The 16,523-nt window shown below is 37.9% G+C and carries 13 protein-coding genes and 1 pseudogene; 2 read left to right on the forward strand and 12 right to left on the reverse strand.

Translation table 11 applies throughout. The annotated features are described in order from the left end of the window. Positions 1-33: 33 nt before the first annotated feature. The 3 genes from CEF16_RS12930 to CEF16_RS12940 are packed head-to-tail and all read right to left on the reverse strand — an operon-like array spanning position 34 to position 2,891. Positions 34-1,308, reverse strand: coding sequence for a TRAP transporter large permease (locus tag CEF16_RS12930; RefSeq protein WP_091583824.1), 1,275 nt, complete (start codon positions 1,306-1,308; stop codon positions 34-36). Further along, positions 1,305-1,832, reverse strand: a complete 528-nt coding sequence (locus CEF16_RS12935) for a TRAP transporter small permease (protein WP_091583822.1) — start codon at positions 1,830-1,832, stop codon at positions 1,305-1,307. Before CEF16_RS12935 ends, CEF16_RS12930 begins: the two co-directional genes overlap by 4 nt. Positions 1,833-1,847: 15 nt before the next feature. Beyond that, positions 1,848-2,891, reverse strand: coding sequence for a TRAP transporter substrate-binding protein (locus CEF16_RS12940; RefSeq protein WP_091583819.1), 1,044 nt, complete (start codon positions 2,889-2,891; stop codon positions 1,848-1,850). 875 nt (positions 2,892-3,766) lie between these two features. Between CEF16_RS12940 and CEF16_RS12945 the strand changes: the two genes are divergently transcribed. After that, complete coding sequence (locus tag CEF16_RS12945) at positions 3,767-4,036, forward strand: hypothetical protein (protein ID WP_091583815.1); 270 nt, start codon at positions 3,767-3,769, stop codon at positions 4,034-4,036. Between the two features lie 92 nt (positions 4,037-4,128). Here the strand turns inward: CEF16_RS12945 and CEF16_RS12950 are convergent, their stop codons facing one another. From CEF16_RS12950 to CEF16_RS12975, 6 genes are all read right to left on the reverse strand, one after another. Further along, a complete protein-coding gene (locus CEF16_RS12950; RefSeq protein ID WP_091583813.1) occupies positions 4,129-6,105 on the reverse strand; it encodes a TRAP transporter permease in 1,977 nt (658 codons plus the stop codon). Between the two features lie 5 nt (positions 6,106-6,110). Then, positions 6,111-6,587 carry a DUF1850 domain-containing protein gene (locus CEF16_RS12955; RefSeq protein ID WP_091583810.1) on the reverse strand — a complete coding sequence of 159 codons (477 nt, stop codon included), beginning with the start codon at positions 6,585-6,587 and terminating at the stop codon, positions 6,111-6,113. 62 nt (positions 6,588-6,649) lie between these two features. Further along, positions 6,650-7,630 carry a TAXI family TRAP transporter solute-binding subunit gene (locus tag CEF16_RS12960; RefSeq protein WP_211295855.1) on the reverse strand — a complete coding sequence of 327 codons (981 nt, stop codon included), beginning with the start codon at positions 7,628-7,630 and terminating at the stop codon, positions 6,650-6,652. Between the two features lie 169 nt (positions 7,631-7,799). After that, positions 7,800-9,158 (reverse strand): sigma-54-dependent transcriptional regulator, encoded by a 1,359-nt coding sequence (locus CEF16_RS12965; protein WP_091583805.1) that lies wholly within the window; start codon positions 9,156-9,158, stop codon positions 7,800-7,802. Continuing rightward, a complete protein-coding gene (locus tag CEF16_RS12970; RefSeq protein WP_091583802.1) occupies positions 9,133-11,196 on the reverse strand; it encodes a transporter substrate-binding domain-containing protein in 2,064 nt (687 codons plus the stop codon). The genes CEF16_RS12965 and CEF16_RS12970 overlap by 26 nt, the downstream gene beginning before the upstream one ends. 302 nt (positions 11,197-11,498) lie before the next feature. Beyond that, positions 11,499-11,984, reverse strand: a complete 486-nt coding sequence (locus CEF16_RS12975; protein WP_170031918.1) for a zinc-binding dehydrogenase — start codon at positions 11,982-11,984, stop codon at positions 11,499-11,501. Between the two features lie 229 nt (positions 11,985-12,213). Here CEF16_RS12975 and CEF16_RS12980 point away from each other — a divergent pair, with 229 nt between their 5' ends. Next, positions 12,214-12,993: an arylamine N-acetyltransferase family protein gene (locus tag CEF16_RS12980; protein WP_245917859.1), complete on the forward strand. Its 780-nt coding sequence runs from the start codon at positions 12,214-12,216 to the stop codon at positions 12,991-12,993. A 63-nt stretch (positions 12,994-13,056) separates the two neighbouring features. Here the strand turns inward: CEF16_RS12980 and CEF16_RS12985 are convergent. The 3 genes and pseudogenes from CEF16_RS12985 to CEF16_RS12995 all read right to left on the reverse strand — a co-directional run. Next, positions 13,057-13,609: pseudogene (locus CEF16_RS12985) on the reverse strand (Glu/Leu/Phe/Val family dehydrogenase); the annotation flags it as partial. Between the two features lie 88 nt (positions 13,610-13,697). Next, positions 13,698-14,690, reverse strand: a complete 993-nt coding sequence (locus tag CEF16_RS12990; RefSeq protein ID WP_091583795.1) for a glutaminase — start codon at positions 14,688-14,690, stop codon at positions 13,698-13,700. A gap of 147 nt (positions 14,691-14,837) precedes the next feature. Then, entirely contained in the window at positions 14,838-16,259 is a 1,422-nt protein-coding gene (locus CEF16_RS12995; protein ID WP_091584080.1) for an alanine/glycine:cation symporter family protein, read from the reverse strand. Between the last annotated feature and the right edge of the window lie 264 nt (positions 16,260-16,523).

A 16,523-nucleotide genomic window follows, 5' to 3' on the forward strand; every position in this document is an offset into this window, starting at 1 on the left:
ATAAGTACTCCCCTCTTGATTTGTAAGGTTGCTTTATCTATTGAATAAGGTTGGAATGCTAAGACTGGTCCAAGGCATATAGGTTATGATTAAAAGGATGACAAAAGATATAATCAAAAATGGAGCTATACTGCGAATTAAAGTTTCTACCTTAACTTTTGCAGTTGATGAAGCAATAAATAGCACCGTACCTACTGGAGGAGTCATAAGCCCTAATGTTAAGTTAATAACCATAATGACACCGAAATGAATCGGATCTACTCCAAATTGAACGGCAATTGGGAGCAGAATAGGAGTTAGTAATATTAAAGCTGCCAGCCCGTCTATGACCATTCCAATGATTAAGAGAAGAATATTAATCAATAATAAGAAAATAAGTGGATTTTCCGTAAGCCCTAGAAAAACTTCGGCCACCATTTGTGGAACTCTCTGTACACTTAAAACCCAGCCAAAAATATTAGATGTTGCTAACAGAAAAGTTACAGCTGAAGATGTAATGACCGTTTGAAAAAATAGTTTTGGCAAATCCTTTAACTTTAACTGTTTGTAAAAGAAAAAACCGACAAGGAAAGCAATAAATACAGCAACTGCAGCTGATTCTGTTGCAGTAAACGCTCCTGTGGTAATACCTACTAATATGAAAACTGGTATAATTAAGGCTGGAAGAACATTTAATGTAGATTTTAATATATGTGTCCACTCTGATTTTTCAGAGGTTGGTAGATTTTGTTTTTTTGCTATAAAATAAATAGCAATGGAAAAACCTAGCCCAAAGAAAATCCCAGGCACGATTCCCGCTAGAAACAAGCTTCCAATAGATACACCAGCTGTTACACCATAAACAATAAATGGCATGCTTGGCGGAATTAAAGGACCTATGATCGAAGATGACGCCGTTAGAGCCGTACTAAATTCTCTTTTATAGCCTTCCTTCTCCATAGAAGGAACCATAGTTTTACTCATAATGGCTGTTTGAGCATTGGCAGATCCAACAATAGAAGCTAGAGCCATATTAGCTAAAACATTGACGTAAGCTAAACCTCCGCGTAAATGTGCTAGAATCGTTTGGCAGAACTCGATAAGACGTTCTGTTATCCCCCCTCTGTTCATGACTTCTCCTAATAAAATGAACATCGGGATTGCAACAAGACCAAAAGTTTGCAAGCCATTGTACATGCGAGAAGGCATGGACTCAAAAACGGCAATATTCCCTGTAGAAATAACAAAGATTAATGTAGTTAAACCTAATACAAATGCTATGGGAACCCCTAACAGCAGCAATAAGAAAAATGCTATAGCAGCGATCATAATGGAAAGCCTCCCTCCTCATTGAGCTGGGTAGTAAATATTTTGCGGATATTGTCCATCGCGAATACAATAATACAAACCATGCTGATGGGGACAATCAAGTAAATAACCCACATGCTCACTGGAAGGGTAGAAGACATCATATTTACTACACTAGGACTTTTGATCCACAAATAAGAGTAATACCCTAATACCACAGAGAAAATAATTATAAGGATTTGAATCAAACTTGAGAAAATTCTATATGTTCTGTCAGGCAGGCGGCTCAGAAAAAGAGTAACCGCTGCCATCTCAGAACGTTTTACAGCAAGACTCCCACCTAAAAAAGTAAGCCAAGCGAACAAAACGAGAGATAATTCATCAGCCCAAAAAATGGAATCACTTAATATATAACGAAAGAAGACAGCCATAATCATGTTAATGGTTAACAATACAATGAAGATAATACTAACCCATTCGAGAACGCGTTCCAATCCGTTAGCAATTGCTGCAATTATACTTTTCTTTTGAACGTCCTCTTTCATTGTCTCACCTACTTGTTACTCGGATTTTATTTCATCGGCTTTTTCTAAAATTGGCTTAATCTCAGGGCTTTTTTCCATCCAGGCCTCACGGACTTCCTCGGTTACTGGGTCAAATTCAGAATAGTCAAATTCAACAATTGAAACGCCTTGTTCTTCTTCTCCGTTTTCTAATAAGTTATCCTCAAATTCTATTAACGTTTCAGCATTTTCTTTGGTTACTTCATCTACTACTTCTTGTATCAATTGCTGGTCTTCTTCCGAAAAACTGTCCCAGCGGTCTTGATTCATCATGATTCCTGCAGCCCAGTACATGTGCTTAGAAGGTGTCATGTTGGTTGCAATTTCTGTTAAGTTTTCACTTACAAGAGATTGCGTATCAATATCTACACCATCTATCACGTTTGTTTGAAGAGAAGTATAAACTTCAGTAAGAGGCATCGCTGTGGGGCTTGCTCCTAGACCATTCCAAAAATCCATGATGGTTGGGCTTGGTGTAGTCCGAAGTTTGAACCCGTCTAGATCCGATACCGAATCAATGGGATCGACTGATAACATGTATCGAAATCCAGAAGTGGAATATCCCAACCCTTTGACGTTTTGGTTCTCTAATGTATCAAAAAGTGCCATTGACTCCTCACTTGTCCACAATTCATAGGCTTGTTCATGTGTTTCTACAACAAATGGTGTTAACCATACTCCAAAAGCAGGTGAAGAATTACTTAACTGAGCTGTTGTAATATTAGCAATATCAATTGTTCCAGAGTTTAACTGCTGCATCATGTCTTCTTCATTTCCTAATTGACCGCCAGGATGATGTTCTGCAGTAATTCTTCCATCCGTCCGCTCTTCTAATTCATCTCCTATGTTTTGTAATACAACACTTAACGAGTTGTCAGCTTGTGTAATGTTCGCAGTAGAAAGAACAATAGACTCTTCTGAAGCTCCTTCTTCTGTTGATTCAGCAGAACTGTCTTGGCTTCCGCTTTCTTCTCCACAAGCTGCAAGAAACCCCATCGTACTTAACAAAAGAGAACTCAATATTGTTTTTGTCTTTTTCATATTTATCCTCCTAATTTACAAACTTTAATCTACTATGCTAATCCCTCTATTTAATGAAAAACCCTTTCTTAACATAGCTGATAAATGTGCAGTACCCTTGGCCAAAAATTAGCAGCAAGTATAACCTTTAATCACTTTCTTATTTTCTACCAGTATTTTAATCGGTCATATTTTTTTAATGAATGTAATTTCCTCTTACTCATACCCCTTCAATCTTTGTTCATATTTGCTATGTTTTTATTAATTTACTTGAATTATCATTCCTTTCTGAAATTTCCAAATTAATCATTTTTGTTTACCACCCTTTGTACTGTAATCATTAACTATTGATTCTTTAATTTGAAGTACAAATAATATGTTATACTGAGTTCTGTATACATAGAATATCAAAATTTGCAGACTTTTGTCAATACTATGTAAAATCATCTTCCATACTTTTATGAACATAATGATCTGTGCTTATAAAGGCCGGAAATTTACTTACCTTGAGGAATTAACACGCACAGAATCCCAGAAGTATTTGATTTTTTCCAAAAATTTTTATTAGAGTCTCTAAAAGTTTTTGATAGACTTCCAGAAATCTTAAAAGGCACAAATTCTTTATTACTAGCTTAAGCATTTCCTGATTTCTTTTTAAATTTCCATTGCAGCCTCTCCCTCTGCTTTCGTTCTATTTGTTGTTTTCCTTCTATTTTTTAGATCCTAATTTGCTTTAGTTAGACTGCACTTTTTGATCTCTGAACTTGTTTCATCTGAAGCGTCTCATTCACGATGATCACTAAAGGAAATCGATTCTATTATCTAAAAAGAAAGTATAAAAAATTCGAGAATGGTGGATACTAATATAAAAGTTTACTAGAAGGAGGATTAAAAATATGAAATACTCTATTTATCAGCACGTTCTATTCTCAGAAAAAAGGGAAAATTTCGCTAACTCGTTTCAAATATTAGCTGACAAACTTAATGAGCATGGCATTGATATTACGCTCTTAGATGAAGTAGTAGATGCTGTCAAAGAAGTAGAGGAACTTACAGCAGACGCTGCGTTTGAAAAAGGCTACAAAAAAGGCTGGGAAAATGGCAAATTAAGCGTGAACTATGAGCTCCTTCGCGAAGAATTGAAAAAAGATGCAATTGCTTTATAATGATAAACAGGCTGCCCCAAAAGTTACAAACCGTCTTTGAGGGCAGCCCCTTCTTTAAATTACCTCCACTAAATTCTAATGACAAGCCTTCCCTATATTGCTTTTAAAGAAGCTACTCCTTCTTTCTTTGCTCTTATCCACTGAAAAAAGAGAACAATAGCAATGATTGCAAAGCCAATGATATCCTGGAATATATTTGGATTCATAAACATTAAGGCTCCGCCGAATAATAGCAAACGTAAAACAGGGTGCAAAGTGGTCATGAAATAACCTTCCGCGGCTGCACCAAGCATAAGAACACCAAGCACCGAAGTAAAGACAACGATAATCCCTTCTCCAAAGCTATTGTTGGTTAATAACAGAGCGTCATTGTATACGAACAAGTAAGGAACAATAAACCCGGCTATAGCCAATTTCATCGATATAAAACCTGTCTGCATCGCCCGACCGCCTGCTATCCCTGCTGCAGCGAAGGATGCTAAAGCCACTGGTGGAGTGATGTTTGCAAAAATTCCAAAATAGAAAACAAATAAGTGAGAAACCAATGGTTCAATACCAAGCTGAACAAGGGCTGGGGCAGCCATTGTTGCTGTAATAATATACGTTGGAATGCTCGGAAGACCCATACCAAGAACAATACAAGCCACCATCGTAAACATTAAGGTCAGAAGCAAGCTTTCTCCCCCCAGTGTAACAATGGCATTGGCCAGCTTTATGCCAAAACCAGTAAGAGTTGCCACTCCAACAATAATACCGACTGCCGCACAAGCAATCGCTACCCCAAGTGCCGTACGAGCACCATTTTCAAGCGCTTGCAAAATATCTCTGCCAGACATCCTCGTAGTTTTTCGAAGCATCGCCACCACTATCGTAACCAGTATGGTTAGAAACGCTGAAAAAATAATGGTACGCCCGCTTAAAAAAAGCATGTACATAAGAAACAACAACGGAATTAGCAAGTGGCCTCGCTCTTTCATAACTTGTTTTACAGCTGGTAAGTTGTCTTTAGAAATCCCTTTCAGCCCTTCTTTTGAAGCTCTTAAATGGATTTGAACAATCACGCCAATATAAAATAAAAGCGCCGGTAACAGAGCAGCTAATGCAATATCGCTGTAAGGTATACCAAGCATCTCTGCCATGATAAATGCAGAAGCCCCCATAATAGGAGGTAAAATTTGTCCGCCGACAGAGGCAGAAGATTCAACCGCACCTGCAAAATTCTTCTTGTACCCTATTTTCTTCATTAGTGGAATAGTAAAAGAACCGGTCGTTACCACGTTTGCAACCGCCGCTCCGTTTATACTGCCCAAAAACCCGGAAGCAATAACGGATACTTTGGCCGGTCCCCCTTTCGTTTGACCCGCTATGGCAAGGGCCATATCATTAAAAAATTGCCCCATACCCGATTTCTGCAAAAACGCTCCAAATAAAATAAACAAAAAGATATAAGTTGCAGAAACGCCTATGGCTGTACCATATATTCCTTCTGTTGTTACATACATAAAATTCACAATGTCCTGCCATTCATAGCCGCGGTGCCTGAAAATACCGGGAAGTTCCCTTCCAAAAAGACCATAAAGGACAAATAAAACAGCTAGTAAAGGGAGCCCCCAACCCGTCACGCGCCTGGCAGCTTCTAACACTAACACTACTAAAATAAAACCAAAGATAAGATCCCATTGGTTAGGCAGACCGCCGCGGTGAACAATTTGTTCATATTCCATATATATATAAATAAAGGTTGAAAGAGCTGCTATTGCAAATAACCAGTCATACCAGGGCATAAAGTGTCGCTTTGCATGTTTAAAAGGGGGATACAGCATGTAAATCAGCGCTAATACGATAGCCACGTGAATGGAACGGTGTACAAGAGTAACCGGTGTTCCAAAATAAGACGTATATAAATGATAAATGGACAGGGCAATAGCAATGCCGGTTACAAATAAGCCAACGCCTTTGTTCTTAAATATTCTGAATCTAGATTCTGCATCGTATTTTTCTAACGCTGCTCGTTGCTTTGTATCTAAATTTTCCGTCTGTTGTTTTTCCACTATATGTTTATCCTCCATAAATGTCACCTCATTTCAATCCTTAGCTCTATCTTTTCATGGTGGGGCAATTCCTCAGCATCAAAAATAACGTCCCCATTTAATTGAAGAGTAAATTCTGCATTTCTCGAATGAATCCACCGTAACGATTCATGCTCCTCATTAATATCTGTCACGATGACTTCCCCATCTTTCACCATCATATCCCCTTTTTGATGTGGAACACCCGCCCCAAAGGATTGAAACCTCGTTTCCTCCAAAATCAAATAACGGTCTTTTGATACTTTATAGTGTTCCGACCAGGGAGTTTTTTCAACCGAATGGACCCAGGCCAATACCATTTCATCGCCTCGTTCTACAGGTACCTTTTTATAGACCTCGCCATCTTCTTGACTTTGAATAATCAATTCTGTATCGGAATCCGATATATTACCTATACAACCGACAATTAAAATCCCTATTATCGCACCAAAAAAAGGTGTACTAACTAAGCTTCTCATCATTTTAAGTAAAGAGATCTCCCGAAGGGTATCAGAGAGATCTCTCTTCTCCCCTCTATTACAATTTAATCAAGAACATCTTGCTCTTCATAATATCGCTTTGCCCCTGGGTGAAAAGGGATTGGCAGCCCATCTTCAACCGTATCAAGCGAAATATTTTGTGCTGCATTATGGGAATCATGAATCGTTTCAATATTTTCAAAGATCGTGCTTGTTATCTCATAAACCGCATCTTCAGAAAGATCCTTATTGGCAATTAAAAGGTTTTCAATAGTGGCCGTTGGAATGTCTTCTTCATTTTCATACGTTCCTGCTGGAATTGTGCCTTCTGAGAAAAACGGATACAGCTCTTGCAATTGTTCCATCCCTTCACCTTCAATCGGGACAATTTTCGCGTTGTTTGTTGTAGACAAATCAATCACAGTGGCATTAGGAAGGCCGCTTGTTACAAAAGCTGCATCTATCATATCGTTTTTAATTTGGTCGATCGCTTCACTGTAAGAAAGAAAATCTTCATTGATGTCGTCATAAGACATACCATGTGCTTCTAATATCATGCGTGCGTTTAATTCCACCCCGGAGTTAGGAGCACCAACGCCTACATTTTTACCGGCAAGATCTTCAATGGATTCAATTCCTTTATCCTCTGTTGTGACTACTTGCACAAAATTTGGATACAAAGAAGCAATCGCAGTTAAATCTATTGCTCCGTTCTCTTCAAACGGCCCTGTTCCTTCATTTGCTTGAGATACAGCATCTGCCATAACAATGGCAAGTTCTGTACGGTCGGTGTCTATTAAGTTAATATTCTCTACAGAGGCGCCTGTAGATTGAACAGATGCATCAGAACCGATTTCTTCTTCAAGAAGGTTTGAAATCGCTCCTCCAATAGGGTAATACACACCAGAAGTTCCCCCTGTAGCAATCGTAATAAAACTAGCGTCCATATTTCCGTTATCTTTCTCTCCTTCTGTCTGTCCTTCCTTTTCTCCGCACGCTGACAATATCAGCATCGTCAAAAAAATTAAGTACCATAATTTCTTCAAAAAAATCTCCTCCTTCAGATTTTTATGTGAATGAAAAAGCCACTCCATTACTATGCAATTTTAGCGCCAAATATAAATCCCCTAAAAAAGAAGGTAATAAAGATAGAAAGCCCTTTTTTATTCAAACAAAAAACGGCAAAAAATGCCGCACCAGCATAATTTGCCGTTTTCAACCGGAAAAATTGTACTGTTTGATTTTGTCTCTTAGGCTCCTCTCACTTATACCAAGCATATCAGCTGTTTGTTTTCTATGACCTTTATTTTTTTGCAAGGTAGCATGAATAATCTCTTTTTCGACTTCTTTTATAGTCAATCCAACAAAAACAGCAGCAGCATCTTCACGAGAAACAGGGGTTGTTCTATCTTCCTGTAAATAAGAAGGCAAATCACTCATTTCTATCGATTTTCCTTCCGCAATAACCATAGAAGCTTCCATTACATTCGCCAATTCTCGAACATTTCCCGGGAAATTATAACGAATCAGACATTGCTCTGCTTTTTTTGATAAACCTGTTATGTGTGTCCCCAACTCCTTATTATGGATATGTAAAAAATGGCGAATTAAGTGAGGCAGATCTTCTTTTCTTTGACGTAGAGGGGGTAACTTTATTTGAATGACATTTAACCGAAAATAAAGATCCTCTCTGAATTCTCCTTTTTCTACCGCTTTACCTAAATCTCTATTTGTTGCTGCAATAACGCGGACATTCACTTTTTCGATTTTCGTAGATCCAAGAGGAGTTATTTCCTTTAATTGCAGGACTCTTAGTAACTTTGCTTGAAGGGCTAATGACATATCGCCAATCTCATCTAGAAAAATTGTTCCGTTGTTAGCGAGCTGGAACATTCCCTGTTTTTTCGTATCCGCTCCTGTAAACGCACCTTTTACATAACCAAATAATTCACTTTCTAGTAAAGACTCCGGGATCGCCGCACAATTGACGACTACAAAATGTTCCTGTTTTCTTTTCCCTAAATGGTGTATCGCTCTTGCTACCAGCTCCTTTCCCGTTCCGCTTTCCCCCGTAATTAACACACTTGTATCTACTTCTTTCACTTTATCAATCATTTGATAAACTTTTCTCATAGCCTGACTAGTTCCAATCATACCTTCATAGCTATATTTCCGTTCTAACTCCTGGGTAAGATATTCTACTTTCTGGTTAAGTTCGTTATAACGAATAGCTTGTTTTACTACCGACGTAAGTTCCTCCATATTAATCGGCTTTGTTAAATAAGAGTAAGCGCCGATTTGCAATGCTTTAACAGACGATTCTATTGTGCCATAGGCAGTGATCATAATAACAACGATATGTGGATAGCTTTTCTTTATTTCATCTAACACCTCAAGACCATCCTGATTTCCAATCTTTAAATCAAGCAAACAAAGATGTACATCCCCCTCTTTCATCCATCGCAGTCCTTCCTTCGGATTTGTAGTACTTTGCACTTCATAATCGTCTTCTAGTGCAAATTCAAGAGAGGCACAAATGGATGGTTCATCATCTATGATCAATATATTGGCCATGAGGTTCTCCTCCTCTCTTTAATTCCATATCTTTTTGAACTTCCGCAAATGTCAATTCTACACAGGTTCCTTTGCCTTTCTTTCCTTCCAACACCATCTTTCCATCGTTATCTTTTATATATTGGTGAGCAATGGATAACCCTAGTCCAGTCCCTTTTGCTTTTGTGGTAAAAAACGGTTCAAACGCTTTCTTTTTTGTTTCTTCTGATATGCCAGCTCCCTCATCTTCCAGTGAAATACAGACTGTTCCCTGGTCTTTCCATGCTTTTATCGTAAGAGTACGCTGTTTTTTCTTTTGCTGCTCTTCCATTGCGTCTATACCGTTAATGATGAGATTGATCAAAACCTGTTTTAGCTGACTGGTGTCAGCCATTATATATAAGTCGGTGTCCCACTGATGGTCGAGCCTAAATCCTTTATGATTCACGGTCTTTTCAAATAACATTACACAATCGTGAAGGATGGAACAAATGTCTACTATTTCCTTTTTCTGTTTCTTTGGACGCGCATAATCTATTAATCCTTCAATGAGTTGGTTAAGTCGGTCAATTTCCTTAGGAACATAGGTCGTTATCTGGTTTTGGAACTTTTTACTGTTAAATTTTTTAGGCAGCATTTCCACAAAGGTTTTTATTGAAGAAAGAGGATTTCGAATCTCATGAGCAATTCCAGCAACCACTCTGCTTAATGCCTGGTTTTTTTCCTGCTCAAACATTTGCAGCCTCATCATCTGCTCTTTTGTATTGTCTTCTAAAGCAAAAATAATTCCTTTTACTTCTCCATTAAAATCATAGAGGGGGTATACATAATACCGAAAATATAAAAGATCACCTTCGCCTCTTTCCCAAATGGTTTCTTCTCCAAGATATTGTTTACCCTTTCCTTCCATGACGAAGGGAAATTTCTTTTCTAATACATTCTTTAGTAGAGGATGCTTGGTAAAAACTGTTCCTTTGATTTCCTCCCCTATTTTCAGGAATCTCATAGCTTTTGGGTTAATAGAGGATATTTGTTTTTTTTCGTTAATAGTAATAATTCCCCGAGGACTTGAGTTTAAAATCTGCCTTTGAAACTCCGTGCTATTTTTCGTTTTTATCACTTGGTCTTGAAGCGATTGATTTACTCGATGCAGCACGCTCGTTTTTTTCTTTACTTCTTTTTTAAGCTGCCGGTTCCAGCGCACCCCAAGCAAAAATAGGATTACCGTCAGCAGGAAAAGAGCCCCTATGACTTCAATAATCGTCCAAAGAAGCTTAGCCCTTTCTGCATCCTGGTCAATAAACCATTTACCATAAAGATCTGTGTATGATCCATCGCTTTTCACTTCCCGAATCCCACGATTTAGTTGGTGTAATAAGCTATAGTTTTCTTTTTGCACCCCAATCGAATATTCAAGGGGGAGTACATAACGATCAATAAATTCATACTCTTCTTCAAGGTCTTGCTGTTTTAGAAAATGCTCTGCTGTGTTAACGCTTCCAATGAATGCATCAGCCCGGCCTTGCGTGAAAAGTCGCAATGCCGTGATTTGATTACTTGTCACCTGATAGTGGACACGTCTAATGTTTTTTAAAAATGCATACTCTAGTGTTTCTCTCTGTAAGGCTGTGACATGGTTAGAAAGATCTGAGATTCCATTTATAGTTTCCGTATCGGAATCGACCAGCAATCCAATCGATGTTGATAAAATAGATTCACTAAACTCCATTATATCTGCATGACTCTCAGAAAAATTGACACTTAATACCATATCAACCTCACCGGCTTCTACCGCTTTTAATGATTCTTCCTTTAACATCGGAACGTATTCCAGCTGCATCCCGGTCTGATCGGCTATGTTCTCTAACACGTCCACAGAAAAACCACTTAACCTCTCCCCCTCTATATGTAAAGGTGGAAGATTTGGGTCATAGGCAACGACATATGTATCCCTGGTATTTTTTTGTATTTCTTTATTCTCTGCGTATAGAAAAACTGGAAGTAACAGCCAAATTACTGAACATATAACCAATATTGTCAGTGCCCTCAACGATCCCACCTCTCCCTCCTCACCAGCGCTTTCTATATAACATAGTGTAACATGTTATAACTTTTTGCGTCCGACACCATGCTGTTGGTTTCGGTACTGCTGCTGCAGCCTAATAACAAAAAATGAACTAGTATCAACAACTCTATAATGTTGATAATAATATTAAAGATTACCAGAAGGAGGATGACTACATGAAATATTCCATTTTTAGCATATCTCATTTTCAGAAAAAAGAGAAAGATTCGCAAGCGCGTTTCAAATATTAGTAAAATTAGACGAAGTGGTCAACGCGGTGAAAGAGGTAGAGGAATTCACGGCCGATGCCGCGTTTGAAAAAGGGTATAAAAAAGGATGGCAAAATGTTTTGTCCAAACAAGCCAACCTAGACATACAGTCCTGTTTTTTTTCAATAAATGCAAGCAATTATCAGCAGAAGGAGAAGCTCCTGAACACTCAAAAGCTACATCATATGTTCCCTTCATACTTTCTATTTTTTCCCCGTTTTTTATGTCATTGACTATAATTGTCTCTTTCGCTCCTAGTTCAGCCACAAGTTTTAATCTACCTTCATCTTTAGATGTACCAAGCACGACGACACGGCCGCCACTGGCTTGAACAACCTGCAAGGTTAACAATCCAATCGTTTCCAGGATGTTCGCGAATACGTTCAACAGAAGCAGTTGGAACCACAAGCTCCCCATGTCATTACTTTCTTTTCGTAAATGAAAAGAAACAATCTCTTCTTCCTCTTCGTTAAGAACATCAGCAAGCTTTTCCGTATCAACAGTGCGAGTCAAACGGTATTTGTATGACTCCCCAAACATGACCTTTAGAGAAAAAACCATAATTGCTTTCCGTATGTTTAATAACCGCTTCTAAAGGTTTAAAGGATCAACAATCACTGGAAGTCCAGTGGAAACCTTCATGGCCAGCTACTTTTCACAACAAAAGTCAAAATGTTTATCATTCATGTTATTTTCATGTACATTTGTATTAAAAGCGATAAATGAATGGGGGGTTTCAAACATGAACCAATTATTTCGTAACAGAATAGGTATCCCTGCAGAAGAAACCATTACGTTTCAACATTTACCTAATGTTCTTTTGAAAACGGCAAAAGCCATCCCTTTTGAAAATTTACGCATCATAGAAAATAAAACACGTTCGATCACAAAAGAGAATGTAATAGACAAAATGCTAGTCAAACAGGAAGGGGGGCTTTGTTATGAATTAAATGCACTTCTCTATTTTTTCTTCGTAGAAAACGGCTTTAACGCTGAGTTAGTTCGTGGAGTGGTCTACAATAACGATAAGAAAGAATGGTTAACCCTTGGTAGCACCCATGTTGCTGTTCTTTTACGTCACGATGAGCAAACGTATCTTGTTGATACTGGATTTGGCAGCAATTTACCATTAAAACCTGTTCCGTTAAATGGTGAGGTTATCACATCTTCTAATGGAGAATTTCGGATCAAACAATCTGATAACGACCATGGAAACTATGTTCTAGAACTAAAACTTGCCCATAAGGATAAAGACTGGAGAATAGGGTATACGTTCGATTCAAAACGTCCTGTTAAGAATGTAGCAGATTTTAATGAGATACAAACCATTCTTATAGAAGATGATGCCTCTCCTTTTAACAAAAATTCTTTAGTAACTAAATTTACTGACGATGGGACGATCACTCTGACCGACACCTCCCTTACCCAATGGATAAACGGAAAATATAGCAAAGAAAAAATTGATCATAAACAATTCAACGATCTAGCTAAACAGCACTTTGGGTTAGCTGGAATGAAATAAAGGGAAACTCGGATTTAAAAAACGCCTTTCTTTATTTTAAGAATGGCGCTTTTTTTTATCTAAATCAAATTCTAGAATACAGCTGTATTCGTCCATCATCCAAGCCATAATTTGTGAATTTGTAAATACATCTGGTGCTGGAATGTCTTTTTGTTGGACCAACCACTTGACTTATCGCTCGAACATACCCCCGGCTTAACCTTTCAAGTTCACGAAAAGACATGTTTTGAGGTTCACAAATAATTCCGCCTTTTCCAACTCCATAAGGGAGATCGGCAATGCCGCACTTTTAACTCATCCAAAGAGATAATGCTTTCACTTCTTCTTCGTTTACATCCGGGTGGAATCGTACCCCGCCTTTTGTTGGACCCACTGCATCATTGTGTTGTGCACGATAACCCGTAAATATTTTCACTTTTCCATCATCCATACGAACTGGAATATGTACCGTAAGCATTCTTATTGGTTCTTTAAGAAGCTCAAACATATCATCTGAATAGCCTAATTTATTTAGAGCTTCATGAACCACGCTCTGTGTAGATTTAAACAGACTTGATGCTTTTCTATTTTCATTGCTTTGGGATTGAAGGTCATTTAACTCCTTTGTTATACTCATGGTTCATTCCACCCTTATAGTTTTAATCATCAGTACATAAATGTTTAATGATTGTATACAAACGAAATGCCTCAGTTAATTGAAATCATTAAAAACTATTAAAGTCCCACACCTTAGCAAGGTGTTTTAAAAGCTCGACACCTGCAATACTATTGCCATGTTCATCTATAGCAGGTCCATAAATACCAATACCACATCCCATTTGACAAGGTAATTCTTGTGGGTATCTAGCTGGTACTGATGCCATAATTCCACCTGATACTCCGCTTTTTGCTGGTATTCCAACAAATGCTGCAAATTTCCCTGAAGCATTATACATCCCGCAAGTCAGCATTAAACCTTTGATAAGCTTAGCTATTTCTTTAGGAAAGACTTGCCTCTTGCGGATTGGGTCGTATCCATTTTGTGATAGAATTAAACCAATTCGTGCAATATCTTTTGTATTTACTTCGATTGAACATTGTTTTAAGTAAACTTCTAACGCCTCCTCTACCCCTGATTCTAAAAATCCATTTTCTTTCAAATAATAAGCTAAAGCTCTATTTCGATTTGCCGTTTTCCACTCAGACTGAAATACTTTTTCATTAACTGTTGGTCGTTTTCCAACCATTTTTTCTATAATTGCATATATCGATTCTAACTTTTGCTCTGGTGATTCCCCATATTGAAGAGACGCAACTGTAATCGCTCCAGCATTAATCATTGGATTAAATGGTTTACCTGGTGTATGCATTTCTAATCGAACGATAGAGTTAAATGCATCCCCTGTTGGTTCTACATCAACACGTTCTAATACATAAGAAATTCCACGGCCTAAACATGCTGCAATAAAACTAATCACTTTTGAGATACTCTGCAAAGTAAAAGGGATTTCCCAATCTCCTGACTTGATCTCTCCTCCATCCGAACTAATTATGTAAACTCCTAAATCCGATAGATTTGACTCCCCTAAAGCAGGTATATAGTCAGCACATCGGCCTTTCATGCCAAGCAAACGGTATTTCATAACCCATTCGTCAAGGTATTTAGCCTCTCTGGGGTCATTTTTTACATTTATTTTTTTTATCTCCTGCTGATACATTTGCCTCCTCCTCGTAAGCGTTTCCATTTTTTTATCCTATGAAAAGAAACAAACCATCTCTGCCTATTGATGTTTTTACTAAACTCAAAAAAACGTCTTTTTATGAACGGTTCAAATGATCATTATAGAATGGGTGTGTGCTTTCTTTTACGCTTCTTTACGCTTCTTTATCTTTTCTTCTTTCCAGCATTCTACATTTTTGAGTCCTTTAATGTTACTAGCATAAAAAACAGGCTCTTTTCCCTGTTTTTTCTGTTTCAAGTAATCTTTTAATACGGCTATTGCGATTTTCCCAATTAAAGCAAGTGCGATTAAGTTGGTAATTGCCATAAGTGCCATAAATAAGTCTGCTACATTCCAAACCATGCTCATGCTTGATACTGAACCAAAAAGAAGCATCCCTAACACAGCTAGACGGAAAACAAAGATCAATGCTTTGTTTTTGTTAATAAATCCGATGTTGGATTCGCCGTAGTAATAATTTCCAATGATCGAGCTAAAACAAAATAATAGGATCGCGATGGCGACAAAAATATTTGCCCATGGACCGACGTGGCTGGCTAGTGCACTCTGAGTAAGCTGTATACCGCCTATTCCTTCTCCAGGAATTCCAGACAATAAAATAATAAACGCTGTTGCACTACAAATTAATAATGTATCAACAAAAGCACCTAACGTTTGAACAAATCCCTGTTTAGCTGGGTGACTTACATCCGCTGTTGCAGCTGCAACAGGTGCACTACCCATACCAGCTTCATTAGAGAATAATCCACGTTTTACACCATTCATGATTGCTACACCAATCCCGCCAGCAACCGCTTCATTTAAACCAAATGCGCTGGTTACGATAAGACCAATGACCCTTGGAAGTTCACCAATGTTTACAATTACTATAAATGCAACCAATATTAAATATAATAAAGCTAAGACAGGTACAATTACCTGAGACACTTTAGCAATACGTTTAACACCGCCAAAAATAACGAATCCCACAAATGCAGTTAAAACCATACCGATTACAAGACGATTCGTACCTAATGCTTCCTCAAATGCGACAGTAATGGTATTTGCTTGAACGGAATTGAAAGCCAGTCCAAAACAGAAAGTGATAAAAAGTGCAAACATAACGCCCATCCACCTTGCACCAATCGCTTTTTCCATATAGTATGCCGGCCCACCTTTGAATCCGTTTGTCTCTTTCACTTTATAGACTTGAGCTAACGTACTTTCAATAAAACATAATACTGCACTGAAGATTGCGACAACCCACATCCAGAATACAGCACCTGGCCCACCTAATGTAATCGCAATGGCTACACCAGCTAGATTGCCTGTACCGATTCTTGATGCTGCACTAATACAAAAAGCTCCAAATGATGAGATTTGTTTATTTCCATTACTAGTAGCAGGACTCTCCTTCATTAAACGAAACATTTCTATTAGATTCGTCACCTGAACAAATTTTGTTCGAAAAGTAAAATAAATTCCTAAACCAACAAGTAAAGCGATTAAAACATAGGACCATAGAATTGTATTACCCCAATCAATCAAACTTTCTACCACAATGATCACCTCTTTATTTTTTTAATAAGCGAAACCAGCATCTTTATAACGTGTACACCTTACGCATAACTTTTTCTTGTCGGTATACCCCCTATTTGATGCTGTTATGAGCCCTATCCTTCATTCGCAAATTGGCGCACAATCATATTTGAAAACGCTGCCATTAGTGTGCCTAACAACATAATTTAGTTTATAATCTAAGCTACAAAAAGAAACAGAAAACTACACACAAATCATAAAAATAGTTCGAAAATTTTGTTCAATATTTTA

It is taken from the genome of Alteribacillus bidgolensis, assembly GCF_002886255.1.
Lineage (GTDB): Bacteria > Bacillota > Bacilli > Bacillales > Marinococcaceae > Alteribacillus > Alteribacillus bidgolensis.